General features: G+C 41.6%; 22 protein-coding genes. 11 read left to right on the top strand and 11 right to left on the bottom strand.

Annotated features, from left to right (window positions below; translation table 11 throughout):
• Nucleotides 1–92 precede the first annotated feature (92 nt).
• The 5 genes from tilS to ACFSR5_RS10750 all read left to right on the top strand — a co-directional run bounded on the left by tilS (nt 93) and on the right by ACFSR5_RS10750 (nt 3,911).
• Nucleotides 93–1,424 carry a tRNA lysidine(34) synthetase TilS gene (tilS, locus tag ACFSR5_RS10730; RefSeq protein ID WP_380903571.1) on the top strand — a complete coding sequence of 444 codons (1,332 nt, stop codon included), beginning with the start codon at nt 93–95 and terminating at the stop codon, nt 1,422–1,424.
• Nucleotides 1,415–1,930: a hypothetical protein gene (locus ACFSR5_RS10735; RefSeq protein WP_380903573.1), complete on the top strand. Its 516-nt coding sequence runs from the start codon at nt 1,415–1,417 to the stop codon at nt 1,928–1,930. Before tilS ends, ACFSR5_RS10735 begins: the two co-directional genes overlap by 10 nt.
• A 99-nt stretch (nt 1,931–2,029) precedes the next feature.
• Nucleotides 2,030–2,344: a DUF4834 family protein gene (locus ACFSR5_RS10740; protein ID WP_380903575.1), complete on the top strand. Its 315-nt coding sequence runs from the start codon at nt 2,030–2,032 to the stop codon at nt 2,342–2,344.
• A gap of 156 nt (nt 2,345–2,500) precedes the next feature.
• Nucleotides 2,501–3,604, top strand: coding sequence for a DNA replication/repair protein RecF (gene recF, locus ACFSR5_RS10745; protein WP_380903578.1), 1,104 nt, complete (start codon nt 2,501–2,503; stop codon nt 3,602–3,604).
• Nucleotides 3,597–3,911 carry a DUF721 domain-containing protein gene (locus ACFSR5_RS10750; RefSeq protein ID WP_380903580.1) on the top strand — a complete coding sequence of 105 codons (315 nt, stop codon included), beginning with the start codon at nt 3,597–3,599 and terminating at the stop codon, nt 3,909–3,911. The genes recF and ACFSR5_RS10750 overlap by 8 nt, the downstream gene beginning before the upstream one ends.
• 90 nt (nt 3,912–4,001) lie before the next feature.
• On the opposite strand, the gene ACFSR5_RS10755 is transcribed toward ACFSR5_RS10750, so the two are convergent.
• The 3 genes from ACFSR5_RS10755 to sucC form a co-directional block, all read right to left on the bottom strand.
• A complete protein-coding gene (locus ACFSR5_RS10755; protein WP_380903582.1) occupies nt 4,002–4,622 on the bottom strand; it encodes an L-threonylcarbamoyladenylate synthase in 621 nt (206 codons plus the stop codon).
• Between the two features lie 92 nt (nt 4,623–4,714).
• Entirely contained in the window at nt 4,715–6,160 is a 1,446-nt protein-coding gene (gene asnS, locus ACFSR5_RS10760; RefSeq protein WP_380903584.1) for an asparagine--tRNA ligase, read from the bottom strand.
• A 165-nt stretch (nt 6,161–6,325) separates the two neighbouring features.
• A complete protein-coding gene (gene sucC / locus ACFSR5_RS10765; protein ID WP_380903586.1) occupies nt 6,326–7,519 on the bottom strand; it encodes an ADP-forming succinate--CoA ligase subunit beta in 1,194 nt (397 codons plus the stop codon).
• A 163-nt stretch (nt 7,520–7,682) separates the two neighbouring features.
• Here sucC and ACFSR5_RS10770 point away from each other — a divergent pair, with 163 nt between their 5' ends.
• The 4 genes from ACFSR5_RS10770 (at nt 7,683) to ACFSR5_RS10785 (ending at nt 10,523) form a co-directional block, all read left to right on the top strand.
• Nucleotides 7,683–8,336: an ABC transporter ATP-binding protein gene (locus ACFSR5_RS10770; RefSeq protein ID WP_449325434.1), complete on the top strand. Its 654-nt coding sequence runs from the start codon at nt 7,683–7,685 to the stop codon at nt 8,334–8,336.
• A 20-nt stretch (nt 8,337–8,356) separates the two neighbouring features.
• Nucleotides 8,357–8,824, top strand: a complete 468-nt coding sequence (locus ACFSR5_RS10775; protein WP_380903588.1) for a hypothetical protein — start codon at nt 8,357–8,359, stop codon at nt 8,822–8,824.
• A 1-nt stretch (nt 8,825) separates the two neighbouring features.
• A complete protein-coding gene (locus ACFSR5_RS10780; RefSeq protein ID WP_380903590.1) occupies nt 8,826–9,383 on the top strand; it encodes an HAD family hydrolase in 558 nt (185 codons plus the stop codon).
• Nucleotides 9,384–9,518: 135 nt separating this feature from the next.
• Nucleotides 9,519–10,523 (top strand): LacI family DNA-binding transcriptional regulator, encoded by a 1,005-nt coding sequence (locus ACFSR5_RS10785; RefSeq protein WP_380903592.1) that lies wholly within the window; start codon nt 9,519–9,521, stop codon nt 10,521–10,523.
• A gap of 111 nt (nt 10,524–10,634) precedes the next feature.
• Here the strand turns inward: ACFSR5_RS10785 and lpdA (ACFSR5_RS10790) are convergent, their stop codons facing one another.
• Nucleotides 10,635–12,023 carry a dihydrolipoyl dehydrogenase gene (lpdA, locus tag ACFSR5_RS10790; RefSeq protein ID WP_380903594.1) on the bottom strand — a complete coding sequence of 463 codons (1,389 nt, stop codon included), beginning with the start codon at nt 12,021–12,023 and terminating at the stop codon, nt 10,635–10,637.
• 285 nt (nt 12,024–12,308) lie between these two features.
• Between lpdA (ACFSR5_RS10790) and ACFSR5_RS10795 the strand changes: the two genes are divergently transcribed.
• Nucleotides 12,309–12,599 (top strand): DUF3817 domain-containing protein, encoded by a 291-nt coding sequence (locus ACFSR5_RS10795; protein WP_380903596.1) that lies wholly within the window; start codon nt 12,309–12,311, stop codon nt 12,597–12,599.
• Nucleotides 12,600–12,602: 3 nt separating this feature from the next.
• Here ACFSR5_RS10795 and ACFSR5_RS10800 read toward each other — a convergent pair whose 3' ends face one another.
• From ACFSR5_RS10800 to ACFSR5_RS10830, 7 genes are all read right to left on the bottom strand, one after another.
• A complete protein-coding gene (locus ACFSR5_RS10800) occupies nt 12,603–13,001 on the bottom strand; it encodes an acyl-CoA thioesterase (RefSeq protein ID WP_380903598.1) in 399 nt (132 codons plus the stop codon).
• A 49-nt stretch (nt 13,002–13,050) separates the two neighbouring features.
• Nucleotides 13,051–14,457: a dihydrolipoyl dehydrogenase gene (gene lpdA, locus ACFSR5_RS10805; protein WP_380903600.1), complete on the bottom strand. Its 1,407-nt coding sequence runs from the start codon at nt 14,455–14,457 to the stop codon at nt 13,051–13,053.
• Between the two features lie 170 nt (nt 14,458–14,627).
• Nucleotides 14,628–15,161 (bottom strand): plastocyanin/azurin family copper-binding protein, encoded by a 534-nt coding sequence (locus ACFSR5_RS10810; RefSeq protein WP_380903602.1) that lies wholly within the window; start codon nt 15,159–15,161, stop codon nt 14,628–14,630.
• Nucleotides 15,162–15,219: 58 nt separating this feature from the next.
• Nucleotides 15,220–16,824 (bottom strand): response regulator, encoded by a 1,605-nt coding sequence (locus ACFSR5_RS10815; RefSeq protein ID WP_380903604.1) that lies wholly within the window; start codon nt 16,822–16,824, stop codon nt 15,220–15,222.
• Nucleotides 16,825–16,829: 5 nt separating this feature from the next.
• Nucleotides 16,830–17,396 (bottom strand): chemotaxis protein CheB, encoded by a 567-nt coding sequence (locus ACFSR5_RS10820; protein WP_380903606.1) that lies wholly within the window; start codon nt 17,394–17,396, stop codon nt 16,830–16,832.
• The gene (locus tag ACFSR5_RS10825) at nt 17,396–18,226 is read right to left on the bottom strand and encodes a CheR family methyltransferase (RefSeq protein WP_380903608.1); all 831 of its coding nucleotides are present in this window, start codon (nt 18,224–18,226) and stop codon (nt 17,396–17,398) included. The genes ACFSR5_RS10820 and ACFSR5_RS10825 overlap by 1 nt, the downstream gene beginning before the upstream one ends.
• Nucleotides 18,214–21,654, bottom strand: coding sequence for a response regulator (locus tag ACFSR5_RS10830; RefSeq protein ID WP_380903610.1), 3,441 nt, complete (start codon nt 21,652–21,654; stop codon nt 18,214–18,216). The genes ACFSR5_RS10825 and ACFSR5_RS10830 overlap by 13 nt, the downstream gene beginning before the upstream one ends.
• A 413-nt stretch (nt 21,655–22,067) precedes the next feature.
• Here ACFSR5_RS10830 and floA point away from each other — a divergent pair, with 413 nt between their 5' ends.
• The gene (gene floA, locus ACFSR5_RS10835; protein WP_380903612.1) at nt 22,068–23,051 is read left to right on the top strand and encodes a flotillin-like protein FloA; all 984 of its coding nucleotides are present in this window, start codon (nt 22,068–22,070) and stop codon (nt 23,049–23,051) included.
• Nucleotides 23,052–23,102: the final 51 nt, after the last annotated feature.

Here is a 23,102-nt window from a genome sequence, read left to right on the forward strand (position 1 = left end):
GCAAAAATAGCTAATTAAATAGCAAAAAATTGTTAAAGCATAAATTTTCCTCACAAATACTTTTGGCGTAAATAATGTCTTAACTTTGGATTATGGATTTGATTGGCCGCTTTCAAGAGTATCTTCAAAAAACAGTTCAGATACAGCCTACAGATAAGATTTTATTGGCTGTGAGCGGTGGGCGCGATTCGATGTTGATGGCACATTTATTTTTAAAGGCCGGTTATCGCTGTTGCATTGCGCATTGCAACTTTGGATTGCGTGGGGATGCTTCGGATGCGGATGAACACTTGGTTCGTACGTTCGCAAAAGACACCAATACGCCGATTGTGGTGCGCCGGTTTGATACGGAGTCGTTTGCGCGAAAGGAAGGGATATCCATACAAATGGCGGCCCGAACATTGCGTTATGCATGGTTTGAGGAACAACGATCCGCCAATGATGCCCAATGGGTTGCGATAGCTCAGCATCGTAATGACCATGTGGAGACGGTTTTGCTAAATTTAACACGAGGTACAGGTCTGCAAGGCTTGCAGGGGATTTTGCCGAAGCGAGATCTAATTATACGTCCGCTACTATTTCTGTGGTCGAAAGAGGTTACCCATTATGTTCGCGAGCTGCAAATACCTTTTCGAGATGATCAATCCAACTTTTCCACGAAATATGCACGAAATAAAATACGCCTAGAAATCGTTCCAAAATTCCGGGAAATCGCGGTTGATTTTGAGGAAATCATGTTGGAAAATATCACCCATTTTCAAGAATCTTTTGCCTTGTTACAGGCATTTATCGATCCGTTGGCGCAGACAGTATTTATTGAGCAACACGGAGGCTATCGGATAGAAAAGAAAGAGCTAGGCAAGTATATACATAACTTACCGCTTCTGTATGCTTTATTTAAGCCTTTCGGATTCTCGAAAGTTGTTTTGAGCGATCTGCAAAGTGGTTGGGCAGGCGAGTCGGGAAAACGCTATCTGTCTTCTTCGCACGAACTTATTTTAGGCCGTGCTGAACTGTGGCTTTTCCGGCATGGTTGGGAACAAGAGGGAAAGGTGCATGCATTTATTCAGGAAGATCAACTGCGCGTAAATTTCTATGAATATGTTTTCGACGTATCCATTCATGATCATGCCCGTATAGATGCTTGTGTACATCGCGTTCAAATTGATTATGATCTACTCCATTTCCCATTGCGTCTGCGTACATGGGAACAAGGAGATGTATTCTACCCGCTCGGTATGCAGGGTAAAAAGAAGGTCAGTGATTTTTTTATACAGCAAAAGATCGCCATCCACGAAAAAAAACGGATACCGATACTGGTTAACGGGAACGGCGAGATCATTTGGATTGTAAATCATCGGTTAGATAATCGCTATCGAATTACGAAAAGTACGAAAAAAGTGTTTACATTAGTTTGCAAATAAAAGCTATGGGGGGACATTATCTTTTTCAAGAGAAGCAGTATCTGGGTCGGGATGCCACATGGATTAGCGTTCGCATGATTTTAGTGCTGTTTTGTTTTATTGCCTATTATCTGAATCTGGAGAACCTTCCTTCCCGGCAGTTATTCTTTATAGTAGGTGTCGGTGTTATTGTTGTTTCAGTAATCATGATTTATATGGTGCATTACAAAACGGTCATCGATGGCAAATTTTTAATATTGAGTGGGCTATGGTCTTCGAAATTGGTAAAAATAGATTTGTATAATATAGCCAAAGTAGAGTTGAAACCATATAGTTCTTTTATTTTTAACAATCCGGTATATAATCTACATAAAAACGGCAAGATACGTTTCTACTCAGGAGGAAAAGATGCTGTCTGGCTTACAGATAAAGAAGGTTTGGTCTATATTATCGGATCACATAAAGCAGAGGAATTTGCTCGTGCAGTAATGGAAGCGAAACGCAAATTAGCTGCTAAGGACGGATAATACAAGCGTTCGTTAAATTCTGTTAAGGGAGCGTATGCTGACATTTTATTGACGGAAAGGAACAAGGATTTTTATTAAATTTGAGAAAAACGTTAGAAAATGGAATTATTGAAGTTTGTCGCGATATTTTTTATAGTATTTTATGGGGTAAAATATCTGTTTCGTTTGTTGATGCCGTTTGCTGTGCGGAAGCTGACGGAGCGGTTGATGCAGAAAGCACAGCAGTCAGCAGGTGGAAGTCGTCAATACCAGTATACAACTGGCAATCCTTTTGATCAGTTTAAGCAGCAATCTCAGTCACGACGATCGGACGGCGGGGAGGTGCGTGTGGATTACGTTCCGGAGGAGGAGGCCAAGCAGCGTAAGGGCACACAGACTGCCGGAGAGTTTATTGATTTTGAAGAGATTAAATAGTCTTAGAGACATATCTATAAGGTAGGAGCGAAGTCATATTTGCTCCTATTTTTTTGGATACTCTATAGGAACGTTAACGGATTTTGATCTTTTATTTCTAATTCAGCTTTCGTCCTATGTTTTAAGTTCTTACTTTTGACTTCTACTTTTTGTCGGATGTGGCTCAAGCAACTTACTGTTTTAAATTTTAAGAACTATACAGAATCCTCGTTGGAATTTCTCCCACAAGTCAATGCGTTTGCAGGAGCCAATGGTGCTGGTAAAACAAACTTACTTGATGCTATACATTACTTGGCGTTATGCAAGTCGTATTTCAACCCTATAGATTCACAGCATATTAAACGAGGGTTTGACTGGTTTATGGTTCAAGGCGAGTTTGTCGGTGGTCATGCACCGGATGTCATATCGTGCAGCCTGAAAAAGAATCAAAAGAAACAATTTAAAAAAAATAAGAAGGACTATCAGCGTTTAGCTGACCATATCGGGCAATTTCCGTTAGTGATGATTTCGCCGAATGATGCATCGATTGTCACGGAGGGGAGCGAAGAGCGGCGTAAATTTATGGATAATGTGATTTCGCAAACCGATAATCATTATTTGGATATTCTTATACACTACAATAAGATTCTCCTACAACGTAATACGTTGCTCAAACAGATTCGTGAAACCGGTATCTTTGATATTGGCTTATTGGACATATTAACTATGCAGCTGGCGGATGTCGGTGAGCGGATCTTTACGCGAAGGAAGCAATTTATGGAAGAGTTTCTTCCGGAATTTTCCCGTTATTATGCGTTTCTTACGGACGAAGCTGAGGAAGTAGGACTCGTATACGATTCGCCGCTCATGCTGAACAGTTTTGAGGAGTTGTTGCGCATTAATTTGGAAAAGGATAGGGCACTGGAACGTACCTCACAGGGAATACATCGGGATGATCTGGTATTTACTATACATGAAGGGATGCCCTTAAAAAAGTTTGGATCTCAAGGACAGCAGAAATCCTTTTTAATTGCACTCAAGTTGGCGCAGTACAGGTTTTTGAAGGTTAAAAAGAAAGAAAAGCCGTTGCTTTTGCTAGATGATATTTTTGACAAGCTGGATGAGTACCGCACCCGTAAGTTAATGCAACTTGTATCCGAAGATGAGTTCGGACAAATTTTTCTAACCGACACGGACGCTGCACGAATAAAATATATTTTTGAGGAAATAGCGCAGCCAATTCGTATTTTTGAAGTCAATGGAGGTACGGTAGATGTATAAGAAAAAGTTTGACGAAATCCCAACGAAGGATGATGTTGGAATTAAAGAGGCTATTGAGAAATGGATTGAGGTTTACCGACTTCGGTCTAAATTCGACGAGTCGTCTATCGTGACTGCTTGGCCTAACATTATTGGTAACGCTATCGCGAACCGAACGCAAAAGATCTACATTCATGACAAAAAATTGTTCGTCAAAGTCGAATCTGCTGTAATCAAAAATGAGTTAGCCATTATGCGCCGACAGATTATCGGACGTGTCAATGAGTACGTTGGTCACGTCGTAATTGAGGAATTTATCATCCTCTAATTGGATGGACCGCGAGCTTTGTTAAAACTAGATTAATAAGGAGGATAGAAGTCGCTGTGCAAAAGATGCCGTACCTGAATGGCTAATTGCTTATAAATAGTCGTCTAATTCACCTTTTCCTTCCCGTACAATTTCAAATTCACCCGATGTAACGTCAACAATTGTTGAGGCGATGTTTCCACCGTATCCGCCGTCGATGACGAGATCCACCAGTTCTTCATATTTTTCGTGGATTAGTTCGGGATCCGTCGAGTACTCGATAATTTCATCTTCGTCGTGAATCGAAGAGGTGACAATCGGGTTTCCAAGTTCTCTTACGATTTCACGGACGATCTGATTATCGGGCACCCGTATACCGACAGTTTTCTTTTTCGAGCTTAGCAACTTGGGCACCTGTCCACTGGCATTAAAAATGAATGTGAATGGGCCGGGGAGTGCTTTTTTTAAGACACGAAATACGGCTGTGTCAAACGGTTTTGTGTAATTGGATATGTCTGTCAGATCGTAGCAGATAAAGGATAGATTAGATTTTTCGGGCCTTAGTCCCCGTATTTGACAGACACGTTCGATTGCTCGATGGTTGGTAATATCACATCCGATACCGTATACCGTATCCGTAGGATAGATTATAACGCCTCCTTTTCTTAGGATATCGACCGCCTGTTGAATGGCCTTGGAATTCGGATTATCTTCGTATATTTTTAACAGCATGGGTTCATGGATAAACGTTGTGTTCGGATACTGTGCTTTTTTGCTAAAAATAGAACCGCCAAACAGAAAAAATGTTCGGCGGTGGTGTTTTATTAGAATTCAGCATTCTTTGGGGTCCTTGGGAAGGGGATGACATCGCGTATGTTGGTCATGCCTGTTACAAATAAAACAAGGCGTTCAAAACCGACTCCAAAACCCGAATGGGGTGCTGATCCAAATCGCCTCGTATCGAGGAACCAGTCCATTTCTTCTTCAGGGATGCCCACTTCGGTCATCCGCGTCAGTAGTTTCTCGAGGTCCTCTTCACGTTGTGACCCGCCGACCATTTCCCCGATGCCTGGGAATAAGATGTCCATCGCGCGCACGGTTTGACGTCCTTGAGCATCCGGCGCGTTTTGTTTCATATAGAACGATTTGATCTCCCTCGGATAATCGGTTAAAATGACAGGTTTTTTAAAGTGTTTTTCGACGAGATACCGTTCATGTTCCGACTGCAAATCCGCTCCCCAATCGTCTATAAGGTACTTGAATTGTCTTTTCTGGTTGGGTTTGCTTCTTTTTAATATTTCGATCGCGTCCGTATAGGTTACCCGTTCGAACTGGTTATCAATGACAAAGTTTAGTTTTTCGATGAGGTTGAGTTCTGAACGCTCATTTTGAGGTTTCGACTTTTCTTCCTCTAGTAAGCGATTTTTTAGGAACTCAATTTCGTCTGGGCATGCTTCAAGAGCATACTTAATCACGTATTTTAATAGTTCTTCGGCTAGGTCCATATTGTCTTCTAGCTCATAAAATGCCATTTCGGGCTCAATCATCCAGAATTCTGCTAAATGCCGGGTTGTATTGGAATTTTCGGCACGGAATGTTGGCCCAAAAGTATAGATGTTGCCGAATGCCATGGCCGCTAACTCTCCTTCTAATTGGCCTGATACGGTTAAGTTCGTCGATTTTCCGAAGAAGTCTTCTCTAAAATCGATGTCTCCGGATTCGGTGCGCGGAGGATTGTTCAAATCCAATGTGGTGACCCGAAACATTTCACCGGCGCCTTCTGCGTCGGATCCAGTGATAATCGGTGTGTGCATATATACGAAATCGCGATCGTTGAAGAACTTATGCACCGCAAATGCAAGGGCATTACGCACTTTAAAGATCGCATTGAACGTTCCGGTACGAAACCGCAAATGTGCAATTTCCCGTAAAAATTCTAGGCTATGCTTCTTCGGCTGAAGTGGAAACTTCTCGGGGTCGGAATCGCCTAAAATTGTCAATCCCGTTACTTTTATTTCTACCCGTTGTCCTTTTCCTAACGACTCGACCAATGTGCCTTGTACACGTAAAGATGCGCCAGTCGTTATTCTTTTCAGCAACGATTCCTCCGTATTTTCGAAGTCTACGACGGCTTGTATATTATGAATAGTAGAACCGTCATTAATAGCGATGAATTGATTGTTGCGGAATGTTCTTACCCAACCTTTCACAATGACTTCTTTACCAAACTTTTCTGACTGTAATAGTTCTTTAATACGTGTGTGTTCCATTTTTTTACAATAAATAACGTGCTTTACACTTAGCGATTTCAAGCTTACAAAAATAGTTTATTATTTCCTAAATCTGCCATTTAAGGGTAAAAACGCGGTCGACAAATTCTAAAAAAAAGCCATGGATCGAGACCATGGCTTTTGTTAAACTATTTTGGAAAGGCATTATCCTTTCAACACTTTCGTTACTAATTCTGCCGCTTCTTTCAATAGGATAGCAGAGTATACCTGCAAGCCGGAATCATCGATTAGTTTCTTGGCTTCTGCAGCGTTCGTTCCTTGTAAACGAACGATAATAGGTACGGGGATATTTCCAATTTCGTTATAGGCATCGATTACACCTTGCGCAACACGATCACAGCGCACGATACCACCAAAGATATTGATTAGGATCGCTTTTACGTTTGGATCTTTTAAAATGATGTTGAAACCTGCTTTTACGGTTTCGGCATTCGCTGTTCCGCCCACATCTAGGAAGTTTGCAGGTTCACCCCCAGCTAACTTGATGATGTCCATGGTTGCCATAGCAAGACCGGCACCATTTACCATACATCCGACGTTACCGTCCAATTTCACGTAATTCAAGTTCGATTCACCTGCTTCAACTTCGGTCGGATCCTCTTCGGCGACGTCACGTAATGCTGCATAGTCAGCATGGCGGTATAAGGCATTTTCATCAAAGTTGACTTTTGCATCTACAGCGAGGATTTTATCATCCGATGTCTTTAACACGGGGTTAATCTCAAATAAAGAAGCGTCAATGGTATCGTATGCTTTGTATAGCGCAGCGATAAATTTCACCATATCTTTGTGGGCTGCACCGGATAGACCCAGGTTGAATGCAATTTTACGTGCTTGGAAACCTTGTAGTCCTGCTTTTGGATCAATTTCTTCTTTAAAAATCAAGTGAGGTGTTTTTTCAGCAACCTCTTCGATGTCCATACCACCTTCTGTAGAATACATGATAATGTTGCGTCCTTTTGCACGATCCAGCAATACAGAAACATAAAATTCTTTCGTTTCACTCTCGCCAGGATAGTAAACATCCTGCGCAACCAAGACTTTGTTGACTTTTTTTCCTTCCGGTCCTGTTTGAGGCGTAACCAACTGCATGCCAATGATGTCTGTCGCGCGTTGCAAGACCTCATCGTGGTTTTTTGCTAACTTCACGCCACCGCCTTTACCACGTCCACCAGCGTGAATTTGTGCTTTTACAACGACCCAGTCCGAATTAAAATCTTGTTTTAATGTTTGCGCAGCTTGAACAGCTTGCTCTGGAGTTTCTGCAAGGATTCCTTCTTGAACTCTTACGCCAAAACTTTTAAGTATTTCTTTTGCTTGATATTCGTGAATGTTCATCTTAAAAAATTTGTCGTAAAAATATGATTTTTAAATGGAAGGGGCAAGTAATTCTTTGGTAAAAAAGCAGATAATCCTGTTCGTTTTTGAACGCAATCAATAACTTTTGTACCTGTTGGTGATTCGCGGAGAAGTCGTGAAAGTTTTTCATTACCTTCGCATAATGATATTAACAGCAAGTCAAATCCACAAGTCGTATGGGCGGCTTCCTATTTTGCGAGGTGTAGACCTTTCGGTAGAGAAGGGCGAGATTGTGTCTATTGTTGGGGCGTCTGGAGCAGGTAAAAGTACGTTGTTGCACATCATAGGTACGTTGGATAGACCAGATAGCGGGCATTTGACGATTGACGGCGTAAAAATAGATGGACTGAATGAGAAGAAGTTAAGCCAGTTTCGCAATGAACACATCGGTTTTGTATTTCAGTTTCACCATCTGCTTCCGGAATTTACTGCATTGGAAAATGTCTGCATTCCGGCTTTTATACAAGGAACCGCGCGAAGACAAGCGGAGATTCGTGGGATGGAATTGCTCGAGCGTCTAGGTGTGCAGCATCGTGCCGAACACAAGCCCGCGGCTATGTCGGGAGGAGAACAACAGCGTGTTTCGGTGGCACGGGCACTGATCAATAATCCTTCGTTAATTTTGGCCGATGAGCCTTCTGGAAACCTGGACTCAGAGAACGCCGCCTCATTACATCAGCTGTTTTTTGAGTTGCGTGATTCTTTGGCCCAAACTTTTATTATTGTGACGCATAATGAGGAATTGGCTAGTATTTCCGATCGCACTGTACACATGCGAGATGGCCAAATCCTTTAGTTAAGATTACCGCATGTATTATGAATAAAATTCTATTGACCTTTGGTACTCGTCCTTTGGCACAACGACTCGGAAAGGTGCTCGCATCGCGGTATTCGTGTGTGTTTGCAAGTAGCGAACCGTTTCCAGACGTGCTATTGAAGCAACACTATCGTCGCCTGCCAACAGGTGGTGATCCCATCTATGTACATGAACTTCTGAAACTCTGTTTGGATGAGGGGTGCCAATTTATTTTACCTTTGGGTAAGACGGAACTGCGAGTTCTTCTCGATGCTAAAATCCTCTTGGAAGAATATGGTATAGCCGTGCTTATTCCTAACAACCTGGAATCCTGCCTTGTCATAGAAAATCCTCCATCCGATATGCAGATAAAGGTTATTCATGAAGGGACGGATTTGCTAACGCAACAGCAAATTACCGATTCATCTTTTTCTGGGGCAGGATTGCTTTCTGATACAGACGGAGAACCCATTTTGTGTTTAATATAAGATGGTACCAACAAAAGACATACCGTTTGATAGGTCCGTCTATCTATTTGAGATAGATGATGTCCTGTATCCCAAGCGTGATTATCTCTTGCAGATATATTACTTGTTTTCTAATTTCGTCGAGTATACGGAGGGCCGCGCGCTTGCGAAAGAGCTTTTAGAATTTATGCGGCAAACCTATGAGGGGATCGGGGAGGATGTTGTACTTGAGCGTGCGATCCAGCGGTTCGAGCTGCCTGATGCGTATCGGGAGAATTTTGAACGGCTAAAGGTAAATGCTCATCTTCCGTTGAAACTTATTCTCGATGTACAAGCTAAGGAATTATTGACGACTTTTTTCCAGCATGGTAAACAGGTTGGAATTCTAACCGCCGGTAATCCCGTCGAACAATTAAATAAGTTGAAGCATGTAGATTGGGAGGAGCTTTCGACGTATCTTCCCCAATTAAAGGTTTTTTTTATAGACGAGCTAACCTTTAGGGGGCTTGATCCCATCGGATTTTTGGAAGAAACATATGCTGTCGACCGCGATCAGATTTTTCAAATTACTTCCGTTTGATAAGAAGAGTAACAAGTGCCGTGCACACGATGGTTGAGACATAACTATTAAAATAACACGTATGGTTTTCTGCGTATGCTGTCGTGTCTTGCATAAATAATATTATATTTGTTGGTATAAACACGATCCTATCGCATGAAGAAAAAACCAGCAACGATAAAAGAGATCGCCCGCAAACTTAAAATTTCCCCGTCTACGGTTTCGCGAGCGCTAAATGACCATCCGAGTATTGGTTTAGTGACCACAATGCGGGTGAAAAAAATGGCCGAGGAATTGAATTATGAACCGAATCAAACTGCCATTTTTTTTAAGCAACGTCGAACCTTTACGATCGGCGTAATTTTACCGAGTCTTTCTGAACCTTTTTTTTCTTCGGCTATCAGCGAAATTGAAAATGTGGCCGGAGAACATAATTATACCGTATTAATGGGGCAGTCTCATGATGACGCAAAGAGAGAGCTTCAAATTATCCATACGTTTAAAAAACACCGGGTGGATGGTATTTTAATATCATTAGGTAAGAATACGGAAGATCTGAGTTTTGTAGATTTATTAAAAGAGGCCGAAATTCCAATTGTCTTTTTTGATTGTGTGCCAAAGATGGAGGCTGTGAACAAGGTGTATAGCGACCTCTCTTCTGGCATGCGGGAGGCTATCCAATCTTTTGCTTCTATAGGGCATAAGAATATTGCGTTGATTAATGGACCTGAAAATCTATTGGCATCTCAAGAACGGGCGGAAGCTTATAGACATGCCTTAGAAAGTGAACAATTGACCTATAACGATAAATATATGGTACATACGGATCTAACGGAAGTAGGCAATATTCAGGCGATTGATAAGTTGTTGATTTTGCCGGAGCGGCCTTCTGCTATCGTCTCATTCAATGATTTCGTTACGCTGGACGTGATGAAATACGTTAGGCAAAAAGGATTGGTGCAAAAGAAGGATATATATTTTATTAGCTATGCGAATTATCCACTTTGGAAATACATGGAGAATCCACCAATGGGCAGTATTGAGCAATATCCAGATCAACAAGCCCGTAAAGCGGCAGAGATGTTGTTTGAAAATATCGGAGCGAAGGAAGAGTTAACACCGGAAACGGTTGTTTTTGAATCGAAATTGGTGCTTAAATAAGAGTCTCGTCGACGAATTAAAAGCACTGATGTGTTGATAAAATCGAGAAACAAAAAGCGCCCTCAACAATTCGTTGAAGGCGCTTTTTATATTTGGAAAGGGAGCTTTTGCTTATAAATGGATCACTTCTCCATACGCATCGGCGGCCGCTTCCATGATCGCTTCACTCATCGTTGGATGCGGGTGAACAGCTTTGATCATTTCGTGTCCTGTCGTCTCTAGTTTTCTAGCGACTACAATTTCAGCGATCATTTCGGTAACATTAGCACCAATCATGTGTGCACCCAATAATTCGCCATATTTGGCGTCGAAAACTAATTTCACAAACCCATCTTTCGCACCTGCTGCAGATGCTTTACCAGATGCAGAGAACGGGAATTTTCCAACCTTAATTTCGTAACCAGCATCTTTTGCGGCCTTCTCTGTATAACCTACTGATGCAATTTCAGGTGAGCAGTATGTACAGCCCGGAATATTGTTATAGTCTATCGGGTCAACATGTAGACCTTTTATCTTCTCTACACATGTGATACCTTCTGCCGATGCAACGTGTGCCAAAGCTTGTCCTTTCACGATATCCCCAATTGCATAGACACCATCTACGTTGGTTTTATAGTAATCGTCTACAAGCACACGACCTTTGTCCGTTTTGATTCCGACCTCTTCTAGCCCTAAATTCTCAATATTCGGTGTGATACCCACTGCAGATAATACAACTTCTGCTTCGATCGTTTCAGTACCTTTGGCTGTTTTGATCGAAACTTTACTTAGATCACCCGACGTATCCACGGATTGAACTTCTGATTTTGTCAGGATATTGATGCCTACTTTTTTTAACGATTTCTCTAATTGTTTTGAAACCTCTTCGTCTTCTACCGGTACGATTCTGTCCATAAATTCGACGATGGTTACCTGTGTGCCGATCGCATTGTAAAAATATGCAAATTCGACCCCGATAGCTCCAGAACCAACTACTACAAGTGATTTCGGCTGTTTAGGAAGATTCATTGCTTGACGATAGCCGATGATTTTCTTTCCATCTTGAGGGAGATTTGGTAATTCACGAGAACGTGCCCCTGTTGCTAAAATCGTATGTTTAGCCGAATACTCTTTTACGGATCCATCGGCTGCTTTCACTTCAATTTTTCCGCCTTTCTTAACTTTTGCCGTTCCCATAATAACATCAATCTTGTTCTTTTTCATTAAGAACTGGATGCCTTTACTCATGCCATCTGCCACCCCTCGGCTTCTTTTTACAATAGCAGAAAAGTCCGCTTCACCTCCTTGCACCTTAATTCCATATTCTTCCGCGTGGTTTAAGTACTCAAACACCTGTGCACTTTTTAACAAGGCTTTGGTCGGGATACACCCCCAGTTTAAGCAAATTCCCCCTAATGCTTCACGTTCGATAATGGCCGTTTTGAAGCCTAATTGAGATGCACGGATAGCAGCTACATATCCACCAGGACCACTACCGATTACTACGACGTCGTAATTCATATGTTATTATTTTTTTATGGTCACATGTAACCTTCTGTGGGCTGTTCAATGACCCACGAATATTACACATTAAAATATTTGTAGTTAAGACTATTCTTATTCTGAACTCTCAAAAATACATATTTTTTTGGGTATGACACAACGCTTTTTTTGAACCTATGTTTTATTTACAACTGTTTGTATTGGTATCAGTTTGCTGTTCGTGTCAAACTTTGGTCAATAGATAAGTATGATGTGTTATACGTCATTTTTTGAATGTATGTTTGCGGCAGACTGTTCATTACTATGCTACGAATTTTTCAACAGATTGCTTTGTGGGAGGCTATATCCACAGTGGTATTATTTTTTATTGCCATGCCTTTAAAATATTTCGCAGGAATTCCAGAGGCGGTGAAAGTCGCTGGCTCCATTCATGGTTTTTTGGTCGTTCTTTTTGTTGTCTTGCTCATTATGTGTTGGAACGAGTACAAATGGACATTCGCCCGCGTCGCGAAATATTTTGTTATTTCGCTGATTCCTGTTGTATCATTTTGGGTAGAGAAGGATGTGAAAAAGCAAATAGCTTCTCGTAGATAGAAGCTATTTATTTGTTTTTTCAATTCCCATATAGGCATAGGTAATCTCTGTCTTATTGTGTGGTGTGGGATTTCCTTCCGGATCTAAATTGACGAACACTAATTTTTCGATGGACAAGATCGTTTTGCGGGTAATTTTATTTCGTACCTGGCAACGCATGGTCAATGACGTACGGCCGAAACTAACGGCTTCTATTCCCATTTCGATGATGTCTCCTTGTTTTGCGGAGCTAACGAAGTTGATTTCCGAGATGTACTTCGTGACCACATGCGGATTGCCTAGCTGTACAATGGCATAAATGACCGCTTCTTCATCTATCCAGCGAAGGAGAGTGCCTCCAAAGAGCGAACCATTTGGATTTAGATCCTCCGGTTTTATCCATTTACGGGTGTAGAAATTCATAAGAAATAAAGATAAAAAGGCAAGATTATGATCTTGCCTTGTTGCCGTTTTATGCGTGAATAGCCCTGTTCGCCGTTGCCGCCAATGCAGCTTCTTTGAACGCTTCTGTAAATGTAGGGTGGGCATGGCAGATCCTGCCTATATCTTCAGCTGACGCTCGGTATTCCATAGCAACGACAGCTTCAGCGATCATATCTGCGGCGCGAGGGCCAATCATATGAACGCCCAAAATTTCGTCTGTTTCGGTATCAGCTAATACCTTGATGAAGCCATCGGTATCGCCAGACGCTTTGGCACGTCCGGATGCTTTGAACGAGAAGGAGCCTGATTTGTATTTTACACCCGCGTCTTTCAGTTGTTCTTCTGTTTTTCCTACAGACGCAACTTCTGGCCATGTGTATACCACACCCGGGATAAGGTTATAGTCTATATGCGGTTTTTGTCCAACGATGCGTTCTGCAACGTACGTTCCTTCGTCTTCCGCTTTGTGGGCTAGCATGGCTCCTTTCACCACATCGCCAATTGCATATACACCCTCTACGGAAGTTTCTAGATGCTCGTTTACGGGTATTTTATTTCCTCGTTCTTCGGTTTTGATACCAATATTCTCCAAGCCAAGCCCTTCCGTGTAAGCGGTCCTGCCGACAGAAACGATACAGTAATCACCTTCGAGCGAAATCTCTTGACCTTTTGGATCTTCAGCTGTCACGGTGACTTTTTTGCCTTTGGTTGTTGCGCCAGTTACTTTATGTCCTAAGAAAAACTCCATACCTAGGTTCTTTTTTAGTACCCGTTGTAACTCTTTGCCGAGTCCTCCGTCCATGGTGCTAAGGATAGATTTTGCAAACTCCACGACTGATACCTTGGCGCCCAAACGTGCATAGACCGATCCTAATTCTAAACCAATAACGCCACCACCAATAACGATAAGGTGTTTAGGTACTTCCTGTAAATTGAGTGCTTCAGTTGATGTAATAATACGTTTCTTATCAATAGGAAGAAACGGTAATGCTGTAGGTTTAGAGCCGGTAGCTATAATAACATTTTTTGCTTTAAGTTCTTCCGTGCTACCGTCTTTCTTTGTTACCTTAATGGTATTCTTATCTATAAACGATCCGACGCCTTCGTATGCATCTATTTTATTTTTCTTGAACAGAAAGGTGATTCCGGCTGTGTTTTGAGCGATCACATCATTTTTCCGTTCAATCATCTTTTTTACGTCAATCTTTAGGTTGCTTAAACCGATCCCATGGGCTTCAAAATTGTGCGCCGCATTATGGTAGTGTTCTGAGGTATCCAATAACGCTTTGGATGGGATACATCCCACGTTTAGGCACGTACCTCCAAAAGTACTGTATTTCTCGATGACAGCGGTTTTAAGACCAAGCTGGGCGCAGCGGATAGCTCCAACATAGCCACCCGGACCACTTCCTATAACGATTACGTCGTATTGCATAAAATTTTGTATATAGTTTCGGCTTCAAAGGTAATTAATTAAATATACTTAATTGTATTTAAGTTGTAAAAAACAGGCCTTTACGGGGTATTACCATAGGGCAAAATCGAGAAAGCGCCTAAAAAAAAACACCCTCTACGCAGGGTGTTTTTTTTAGGCCAGTGGAAAGCTTATTCGGCAACTATTTTTCCTTGCATCACGCCGTAATGACCCGGAAAGCTACAAATAAATGTGTACACACCCTTTTCCAATGTAAAGGTAATCTTATCTTCTTCTCCCGGTCCCAGTAATTTCGTGTGCGCAGCTATGGATGATAAGGACGTTTTAGGGATATAGTCAGCATCAGCAGCACTGGTCGCTTCGCCAGCGAATGTTGCTACGTCAACTCCCGGTTTTAAAACAATGAGGTTATGTCCCATAGATTCTTTCGGTAGTGTCCCGACATTTTTTAGGGTCAGCGTCACTGCTTCTCCGGCTTTAACACGAAGTAATTCTTTGTCAAATTTCATTTGATCGTTGGATTCCACGACGATTGTATTCGAAAGTTCTACATTTTCAATACCCGGAACAGTTTCTGTTGTTGTACCTTCAGACGAAGCTGTTTCCTCTGTACTTGTCGTTGTGGTTGTCTTGTTTTCAGAACCTCCACAAGCCGCTAATGACAACGCGAGGGCTACCGCAGGAATAACAAATAATTTTTTCATTTTTTATATAATATGTGTGCTATGAACAAATTTAACAATATTTTTTATAATCAAGACATTACACTTTCTTGGAAATAAGCTGATTGATTTTTTGATGTAAATCTAAAGGATCGAATGGTTTTCCAATGACACTGTCGGCTCCAGCTTCATAAGCCGCAGCCTGTTCGTGTTCTAACACAGATGCTGAAATGGTGATGATTGGAATATACGCTTTCTGTGGGTTGGCGTGTTTTTTAATCTCTTTGATCGCTTCGAACCCTGACATGACTGGCATATGCGTATCCATCATAATCAAATCATAATGTTGTTGATTGACTTTTTCTACGGCAGAACGTCCATTTTTCACGATGTCCACTTTGCAGCCCCACGATTCCAACATATGTGCGAGCATGAAGCTATTTAGGTCGTTGTCTTCTGCCACTAAGATGTATAGGTTATCAAAGCGTTCCAATCTGGAAAAAATCTCACGATCTATTTTTTCTTCGCTCTTAAAATTCTCAACGCGTTGAAAGGACGCCTCAAACGAAAATTCGGATCCCTTTCCGTAGATGCTTCTCGCCTGTACTTTTCCGTGTAAAAGATCTGCAAGCCGTTTTACAATGGCAAGTCCTAGACCCGTTCCGCCGAATTTTTTCGTAATACCGTCATCGCCTTGTTCGAAAGCCAGAAATATTTTGTCTATAGCCTCCTGCTTTATGCCGATACCGGTGTCGACTACTGTAAATCGAATGGTGTAATTATCTCCGGTACGGTCTATGACATCCGCTTTTAGCGTGATTTTACCTGTTTCTGTAAATTTTAGGCTATTTGAAATGAAATTATTTATAATCTGTTGTATGCGGAGGGGATCGCTTTTAATATATTCTGGGAGTTCAGGATCGATAGCCATTTCAAACGACAGGTTTTTATCGCGGGCTTTCAACGTAAAGATATTGTTGATATCGGTTAGTTTTTTGTGGATGGAAAAGTGCTCATTTTCAATTTTCATCATACCGGAATCAATTTTGGAGATATCCAAGATGTCGTTAATGATTAACAACAGCGAATCGGAGGCACTATCCAGCCTGTTGATCCAATCCCGTTGTTCGCCGTTGAGTTCTGAATTTCGTAGCATATGGATAATGCCGACAATTCCGTTTATTGGCGTTCTAATCTCATGACTCATATTTGCTAAAAAACTCTCCTTAGACTTTCGTGCAACTTCGGCTTCTTCTTTGGCTTGAATAAGTGCCCGACGCGAGTCCTCTAGTGCAATGTTCTTTTGTTTGATCTCTTCCTGAATGTGTATTTGCTTAACAAAGGAAGTTACTTTGGCTATGGTAATTTCCGGATTTAGGGGCTTATACAGGTAATCCACCGCTCCGCTTTCTAACCCTTTCAGGAGATATTTATCTTCTTTAGAAATAGCAGTGACCATAATCGCCGTGATGTGGTTGGTTTTTGGATTAGACTTCAGCAAGGAAACAAATTCAAAACCATTTATTTCCGGCATTTGTACGTCGACCAAAGCGATAGCGATATCATTTTTCCAGCAAATCTTTAGCGCTTCGTTCGGATCGGTAGAGCTTATGATATTAATATGTTCGATCTCCGAAAGGAGCGCAGATAGACTGATGATATTTTCTTCCTTGTCGTCTAAAATAAGAAGATTGACGTTTCTCATAGGGGTTACTTTAGGTGTCTAAAAAAGGAAATTATTTGAGCATCGGTAAATATATCTATCTCTTTATTTGCTTGAATGGCATGTTCTGGCATGATCGAAATTAATGCATCTTCAGGAGATTGAACGATAGCTTTGCCGCCCATATGCTTTACCCGGTGGATTCCATCTGTACCGTCCTGGTTTGCTCCGGACAATAGAAAAGCGGTACAATGTGTTGCGTATACGTCGGATGCGGTTTCGAAAAGAACATCAATGGACGGTCGAGAAAATTGCACCCGTTCAGACAAATCAAGTGAGAATGTGCTGTCGGGCTCGATCAATAAATGATAGCCGGGCACCGCAAAATAAATTCTACCAGGTTCAATATCCGTTTTATCTCCGGCTTGGATAATCGTACGATTTAAACGGGAAGATAATGTTTCTTCTATTTTCGTTGTATACTTCGGATTTCGGTGTATGACGACGATAATAGCCGATGTAAAAAAAACGGGCAAAGCTTCCATGATATCTAAAATCAAATTGTAGGAACCCGCACTTCCGCCGATCAATACGATATCTGTAGCTTTACTCATTATTTAACCTTTTGGTAGATGTTGAACTCTTTGTTTATTACCTTAAATTTTGATTTTATCTCATGGTTGATTAAGGTTTCTTTGGCGCCCAAGCACAGAAATCCGAATTCACTTAATGACTCATAGAACAGATTGAATACCTTATGTTGTAGTTCAAGATCGAAATAAATTAAGACATTACGACAAGATATAAATTGGAATTCGTTAAATATATAATCTGTCGCTAGATTGTGCTGGGAAAAAAGCATGTTCTGACGGATATCACTTCGGATAATAGCGGCATCGTACATCGCTGTATAATAGTCTGATAAGCTGTGTAGACCGCTCATGCCTAAGTAGTTTTCGCTATAAAGTTTGAACTTTTTTAATGGGTATATTCCCTTTTTTGCGGTTTCTAAAACGTTTAGGTTAATGTCTGTGCCATAGATAAAGCTTCTCGTATACAAGCCCGCTTCTGCTAATAGGATGGCGAGCGAATAAACTTCTTCCCCCGTCGAGCAGCCCGCACTCCAAAATTTTAGTCGCGGAAAAGTCTCTAGATAAGGGATAACATCTTGCCTTAATGCTGCATAATACTTTGGATCTCGGAACATTTCGGTTACATTTACCGTAACCTCGTTGATCATATATGTCTGAAATCCCTCTACATTAATAATTGCATTTTTCAAATCGACAACGTCCATGTGTTCTAGATCCATGATACGTTGTACTCTCCGTTTTAGCGATGATTTGCTGTAGCCCGATAGATCAAAACCAGATATTTTACTCAATAGCTCGACAATTTCGTTGAGTTCTAAGAAGGAAATGTGGGTGGACGTTAACTTAGCCATACGCGCATTAAAGAGACGAGTTTATGAATGTCAATAGGTTTACTAATGTAATCACTAGCTCCGATTTGTATTGATTTCTCCCGATCTCCCTTCATCGCTTTGGCTGTTACCGCGATGATGGGTAGCTGTGCGTGATGTTTTTGTTCCCTGATCTTTTTTATAGCTTCATAGCCATCCATTTCTGGCATCATAATATCCATCAAAACGATATCGATCTTACCGGGATTATTGTTAACTATTTCGACAGCTTCTAATCCATTATTTGCAATTTCTATTTCCATGTTGTACTCTTGCAGCGTCGTTGTTAACGCAAATACGTTTCGCATATCGTCGTCAGCGATCAGCACCCTTTTCCCGTTTAAACTATCTGTTTGGTTGGAGACATGTTCCAATTTGTTGATGTTTTTTACCGGCGAATAGTTATCAGCGCTGATTTTATTGAGGAATAGCGTAACCTCATCAATCAAGCGGTTATTGCTTTTTCCGGATTTGAGCACCATAGCTTTGGTATGATGCGATATGCGGTCGATTTGTTCTTTGGATAGATCATAGGCCGTGTTGATAATGATTGGCGTATCGGCATAGGATGACATTGCTTTGATCTCATCAAGCACATCAAGTCCGTCTGCATCGGGTAGCTTTACATCTAAAATAATACAATCAATATTCACTTCTTCCTGTAATTTGGCAAGGGCAGAAGTAGCCGAGAACGCTTGGATAATATTGATGTTTTGTTCGGCAAAAGCAGACTTTATAATCTCACTCTGAAATTCTTGATCTTCTATGAGAAGCACTTTCTTGATTTCTTGGTTGATACTTAAATGAATATTTTCGAATGCTTTTTTAAGCGAATCTTCGGACACAGGCTTTGGCAAAAAGCCGATGGCTCCCTTTTCGATAAATTCACGTTGGTTAAAACTCGCCGCCGACATCATGTGTACGGGAATGTGTTTTGTATCGTTCGAAGATTTTAACGTCCTTAGTACTTCCCAGCCATCAGAAATCGGTAACATGACGTCGAGAATCACCGCTTGTGGTTTAAATTGTTGCGCTTTTTGGATGCCGTCGGCACCATTGTAAGCCAACATCACCTGAAAACCATACGTTTCGGCAAATTCGCGCAGAATATCAGCAAAGTTGACGTCATCTTCTATAATCAATAATGTCTTTGTATGTGCACTTGCTTGGTCTATTAAGAGCTCTGCGTCCTGATTTTCATGTCGCGTATGCGGTTTGACACCGGATGCTTTTGATCCGGGGACATCGATCGGATTCATCATTGCAGCGTCTGCTGCTTTATAAGGAATAATTAACGTGAAGGTACTTCCATTGTTTAATTCGCTTTTCAGCGTGATCCGCCCGTTTAACAAAGAAGCGATTTCTCGACTAATGGATAGGCCAAGACCTGTTCCTCCATATTTTCTGCTGGTGGATCCGTCCTCTTGCCGGAACGCCTCAAAAATCAGCTGTTGTTTTTCTTCCGAAATTCCTTTTCCATTGTCATCTACCACAAACTTTAAGTTGTCTTTGTCCGCTTTTATGATGAATTGTACCTCTCCCTGTCTTTCGGTGAATTTAAACGCATTAGACAGAAAGTTTTTAAGCACCTGCTCCAAGCGATATTCGTCGGATACAAATTCATCTGGAGCTTGTTCTTCTATTCGAGTAACAAATTTTATACCTTTTTCTTGAGCTGTGGTACTGAAAAGATTTTCTAGATTTTCTGTAAATTCTTTGGTGTTGATCACATCTTGACTAAGGTCTACCTTGCCAGCCTCTATTTTTGCTAGATCAAGCAACTCGTTGATCAACTGGAGTAGATCACTTCCTGCACTATGAATGACCGACGCATATTTCACTTGATCGGGGTGGAGATTTTTGTTTTTGTTATCTTGAAGCAGCTTCGCCAGTATCAGAATACTATTTAAGGGCGTCCGAAGTTCGTGGCTCATATTTGCCATAAACTCAGATTTGTACCGGCTTGCAAGTTCTACCTCTTGGATTTTTTCTTCAACTACCTTATGGGCGAGATTGAGTTCATCATTTCGGAGCTCCAGTTGCTTGGCTTTTTCTTCGAGTTCCGTGTTTGTCTGCTGTAGTTCTTCTTGCTGTACGCGGAGTTCTTCTTCCGAAGCTTCTAATAAATTCGTTTTGTAAATCAGTTCCTCGTTTGTAATGCGGAGTTCTTCTTGCTGCGCTTCTAGTTCTTCGGTTTGTTGTTGTGTTTCTTCTAATAGATTTTCAACTAAAGTGTGGCTTTGTCCAAATTTGATAGACATAGCTATAGTTCTGCAAACACGTTCTAGATATTTAAGGATACGTGGGAGTTTGTCATCTGGAAAATCACCTCCAATCTCCAACAAACCGAGTGCGTGATCCTCGTAGACGAGCGGTACCAAAATGACCGTACGTATTTGGTTAGCACGTGTCGCGGTGGAGGAGCTGAGTATGTCATCGGCCTGTTGTTGAATAACTTTTGTTACTTTACTTTCTACCACTTGTCCAGCAAGTCCTTCCGCTTCCAGAAAAGAATCCGGTACGGTATGTCCTTTGTCGATTCCGGTTTGTTGTTTTAACAGGAATTCATACGAATCCATGCGTCGCACGTATAGGGCGCCGGCATAGAAGCCGAGCGATTTTCTGATGGATTCAAAAGATGCCTTCGCGATAAGGCTTTCATTGTCCACGCCGCTGATCGCTTCATTTAGTTTACTGGCTTCCCCTAAAATCCAGTTGGAATCTTCAATGTCTCTCTGAGCCGCTTGAATTTCTATATTCAACGAGTTCGCCTCGCTCGATCGTCGGTCTAATTCACGAACAATTTTGACGATGCGGTTAAAAATGAAAAGGATAAACACGAGCGGGAGTCCGATCAAAATATAAGCTGTGGTTCTCAGTGAGGAGACGGATGCATGAAATTTAGCAGTTACAGCCTGGCGTTCGCCGGTAAGCGCTGTTCGAATAGCAAGGACCAGATCATTTATTTGCGCTTGTTCCTGCAACAGGATTTCCTTCGTAGCGTCGAGCGCCTGCGTCTTTTGTGCGGTCATGGCATTCATGTCGAACGTTTCGCGCGATGCTTGTTCGAGCGACCTGATTTCTTGCATCACATGCTCGTCCCCGCTATAACCAGATTTGAGGGTTGTAAAATGCCGTGCGATGTCGCGTTGAAGGTTGCTGATCTCTTGGAGTTCTTGGGTCTTATGATTGAGGATATATCTATTTTTAGCTTGGACGGCGTCGAATAATTCTTCATCAATTTCGATAAGGGAATTAATCTTTTCTTGAATCTTATCACTAGCCACTTTTACATCATCGGTTTTTTCGCCGAGCGCGCTGAAAAAATATACTGCAGTCCCGATAATCATTAAATAGGCGAATATGATTCCGATGAATAGTTCCCATTTTAGAATGGCGTCTTTTTTCATAGTTGTGTGCTACTTTATTTGGATTTTGCCGTAGTCATTTCCTTTGTTGCTACAGTCGTTTTAACGTATATAGTATCAAAAAATAGTAGGAAGAGATACGCTTTCACCCTTCTTGACCATTCGGCCATTTAACAGTTTGTAGATCAGATATGCTGTCTTACAATTATCTCGATGAGGAATCTATCGTCTTCCTTTTGTTTCTCAGTAGTTATACTGTCTTTCAAAGATAGTTAGTTATTCATGCAAATTTAGATATTAATTGGGTGAGATTCGGTATGTTGGAAAAAAAAACCAATGACTGGACAGGGGACTACATGTTGGCGGAAATGCACCCATCAGATTTTTTTGGAGCAATGGTGGGTGAAAGAATAAAAAATAATAATATCTTAGAGGAATAACATAAAAATGAAATTATGGATGGAGGAATTAGTTTAATTCTAATTATTGTTGGTGGGGTAGTTGCATTCTTTTTGCTGCTGTACTTACTACCTGTCAATTTGTGGTTTACGGCGCAGCTTTCGAACGTAAAAATCAGCCTATTGAATTTGGTACTTATGCGGTTACGGAAAGTGCCGCCGTCGTTGGTTACCAATGCTATGATTACGTCCACGAAAGCAGGACTACGCATCACGTCGAATGAAATTGAAACACACTATTTGGCAGGAGGCAACGTGAACAAAGTAATCAAGGCGTTGATTTCTGCTGATAAAGCCAATATTCCGTTGGATTTTAAACTGGCTACAGCGATTGATTTGGCGGGGCGTGATGTCTTCGATGCGGTACAGCTCTCCGTCAATCCACAGGTAATTAATACCCCGCCAGTGGCTGCTGTTGCGAAGGACGGTATACAGTTGATCGCAAAAGCACGCGTAACGGTTCGTGCTAATATTAATCAATTGGTAGGTGGAGCTGGTGAGGAAACTATCCTAGCTCGTGTCGGGGAAGGGATTGTTACTACGATCGGTTCATCGACCAATCATAAAGAGGTGCTGGAAAATCCGGATCGCATTTCAAAGACTGTTCTTTCTAAAGGTTTGGATTCCGGGACCGCTTTCGAAATCCTATCTATAGACATCGCAGATATTGATATTGGGGAGAACGTGGGTGCGAAATTACAAACCGATCAAGCAGAGGCTGATTTAAAGGTCGCAAATGCTCGAGCGGAAGAACGGCGGGCGATGGCCGTTGCAACTGAGCAAGAGATGCGAGCCAAGGCGCAAGAGGCTAAGGCCAAGGTGATCGAGGCGGAATCTCAGGTTCCTTTGGCGATGGCAGAAGCATTTCGCAACGGAAATCTTGGAGTCATGGACTACTATAAGATGCAAAACATCCAAGCGGACACTGATATGCGTACTTCCATCTCTAAACCGCCCAGTGGGGAGAAAGGAAAATCCTAGATCTTGGTAAAAAATAAAATACACAACCGATTGATACAAAAATGTGCAATC

The sequence above is a fragment of the Sphingobacterium suaedae genome (assembly GCF_042684625.1).
In the GTDB taxonomy this organism is placed as follows: Bacteria; Bacteroidota; Bacteroidia; order Sphingobacteriales; family Sphingobacteriaceae; genus Sphingobacterium; species Sphingobacterium suaedae.

Excerpts from the sequence above, each read along its gene's own strand:
- ACFSR5_RS10815 (WP_380903604.1), bottom strand. The coding sequence starts at position 16,824 with ATGAGAAACGTCAATCTTCTTATTTTAGACGACAAGGAAGAAAATATC.
- ACFSR5_RS10755 (WP_380903582.1), bottom strand. The coding sequence starts at position 4,622 with ATGCTGTTAAAAATATACGAAGATAATCCGAATTCCAAGGCCATTCAA.
- tilS (WP_380903571.1), top strand. The coding sequence starts at position 93 with ATGGATTTGATTGGCCGCTTTCAAGAGTATCTTCAAAAAACAGTTCAG.
- sucC (WP_380903586.1), bottom strand. The coding sequence starts at position 7,519 with ATGAACATTCACGAATATCAAGCAAAAGAAATACTTAAAAGTTTTGGC.
- ACFSR5_RS10800 (WP_380903598.1), bottom strand. The coding sequence starts at position 13,001 with ATGAATTTCTACACCCGTAAATGGATAAAACCGGAGGATCTAAATCCA.
- ACFSR5_RS10810 (WP_380903602.1), bottom strand. The coding sequence starts at position 15,161 with ATGAAAAAATTATTTGTTATTCCTGCGGTAGCCCTCGCGTTGTCATTA.
- ACFSR5_RS10775 (WP_380903588.1), top strand. The coding sequence starts at position 8,357 with ATGAATAAAATTCTATTGACCTTTGGTACTCGTCCTTTGGCACAACGA.
- ACFSR5_RS10830 (WP_380903610.1), bottom strand. The coding sequence starts at position 21,654 with ATGAAAAAAGACGCCATTCTAAAATGGGAACTATTCATCGGAATCATA.
- lpdA (WP_380903600.1), bottom strand. The coding sequence starts at position 14,457 with ATGCAATACGACGTAATCGTTATAGGAAGTGGTCCGGGTGGCTATGTT.
- ACFSR5_RS10795 (WP_380903596.1), top strand. The coding sequence starts at position 12,309 with ATGCTACGAATTTTTCAACAGATTGCTTTGTGGGAGGCTATATCCACA.
- ACFSR5_RS10770 (WP_449325434.1), top strand. The coding sequence starts at position 7,683 with ATGATATTAACAGCAAGTCAAATCCACAAGTCGTATGGGCGGCTTCCT.
- recF (WP_380903578.1), top strand. The coding sequence starts at position 2,501 with ATGTGGCTCAAGCAACTTACTGTTTTAAATTTTAAGAACTATACAGAA.
- ACFSR5_RS10750 (WP_380903580.1), top strand. The coding sequence starts at position 3,597 with ATGTATAAGAAAAAGTTTGACGAAATCCCAACGAAGGATGATGTTGGA.
- asnS (WP_380903584.1), bottom strand. The coding sequence starts at position 6,160 with ATGGAACACACACGTATTAAAGAACTATTACAGTCAGAAAAGTTTGGT.
- ACFSR5_RS10820 (WP_380903606.1), bottom strand. The coding sequence starts at position 17,396 with ATGAGTAAAGCTACAGATATCGTATTGATCGGCGGAAGTGCGGGTTCC.
- ACFSR5_RS10780 (WP_380903590.1), top strand. The coding sequence starts at position 8,826 with ATGGTACCAACAAAAGACATACCGTTTGATAGGTCCGTCTATCTATTT.
- floA (WP_380903612.1), top strand. The coding sequence starts at position 22,068 with ATGGATGGAGGAATTAGTTTAATTCTAATTATTGTTGGTGGGGTAGTT.
- ACFSR5_RS10740 (WP_380903575.1), top strand. The coding sequence starts at position 2,030 with ATGGAATTATTGAAGTTTGTCGCGATATTTTTTATAGTATTTTATGGG.
- ACFSR5_RS10825 (WP_380903608.1), bottom strand. The coding sequence starts at position 18,226 with ATGGCTAAGTTAACGTCCACCCACATTTCCTTCTTAGAACTCAACGAA.
- ACFSR5_RS10785 (WP_380903592.1), top strand. The coding sequence starts at position 9,519 with ATGAAGAAAAAACCAGCAACGATAAAAGAGATCGCCCGCAAACTTAAA.
- lpdA (WP_380903594.1), bottom strand. The coding sequence starts at position 12,023 with ATGAATTACGACGTCGTAGTAATCGGTAGTGGTCCTGGTGGATATGTA.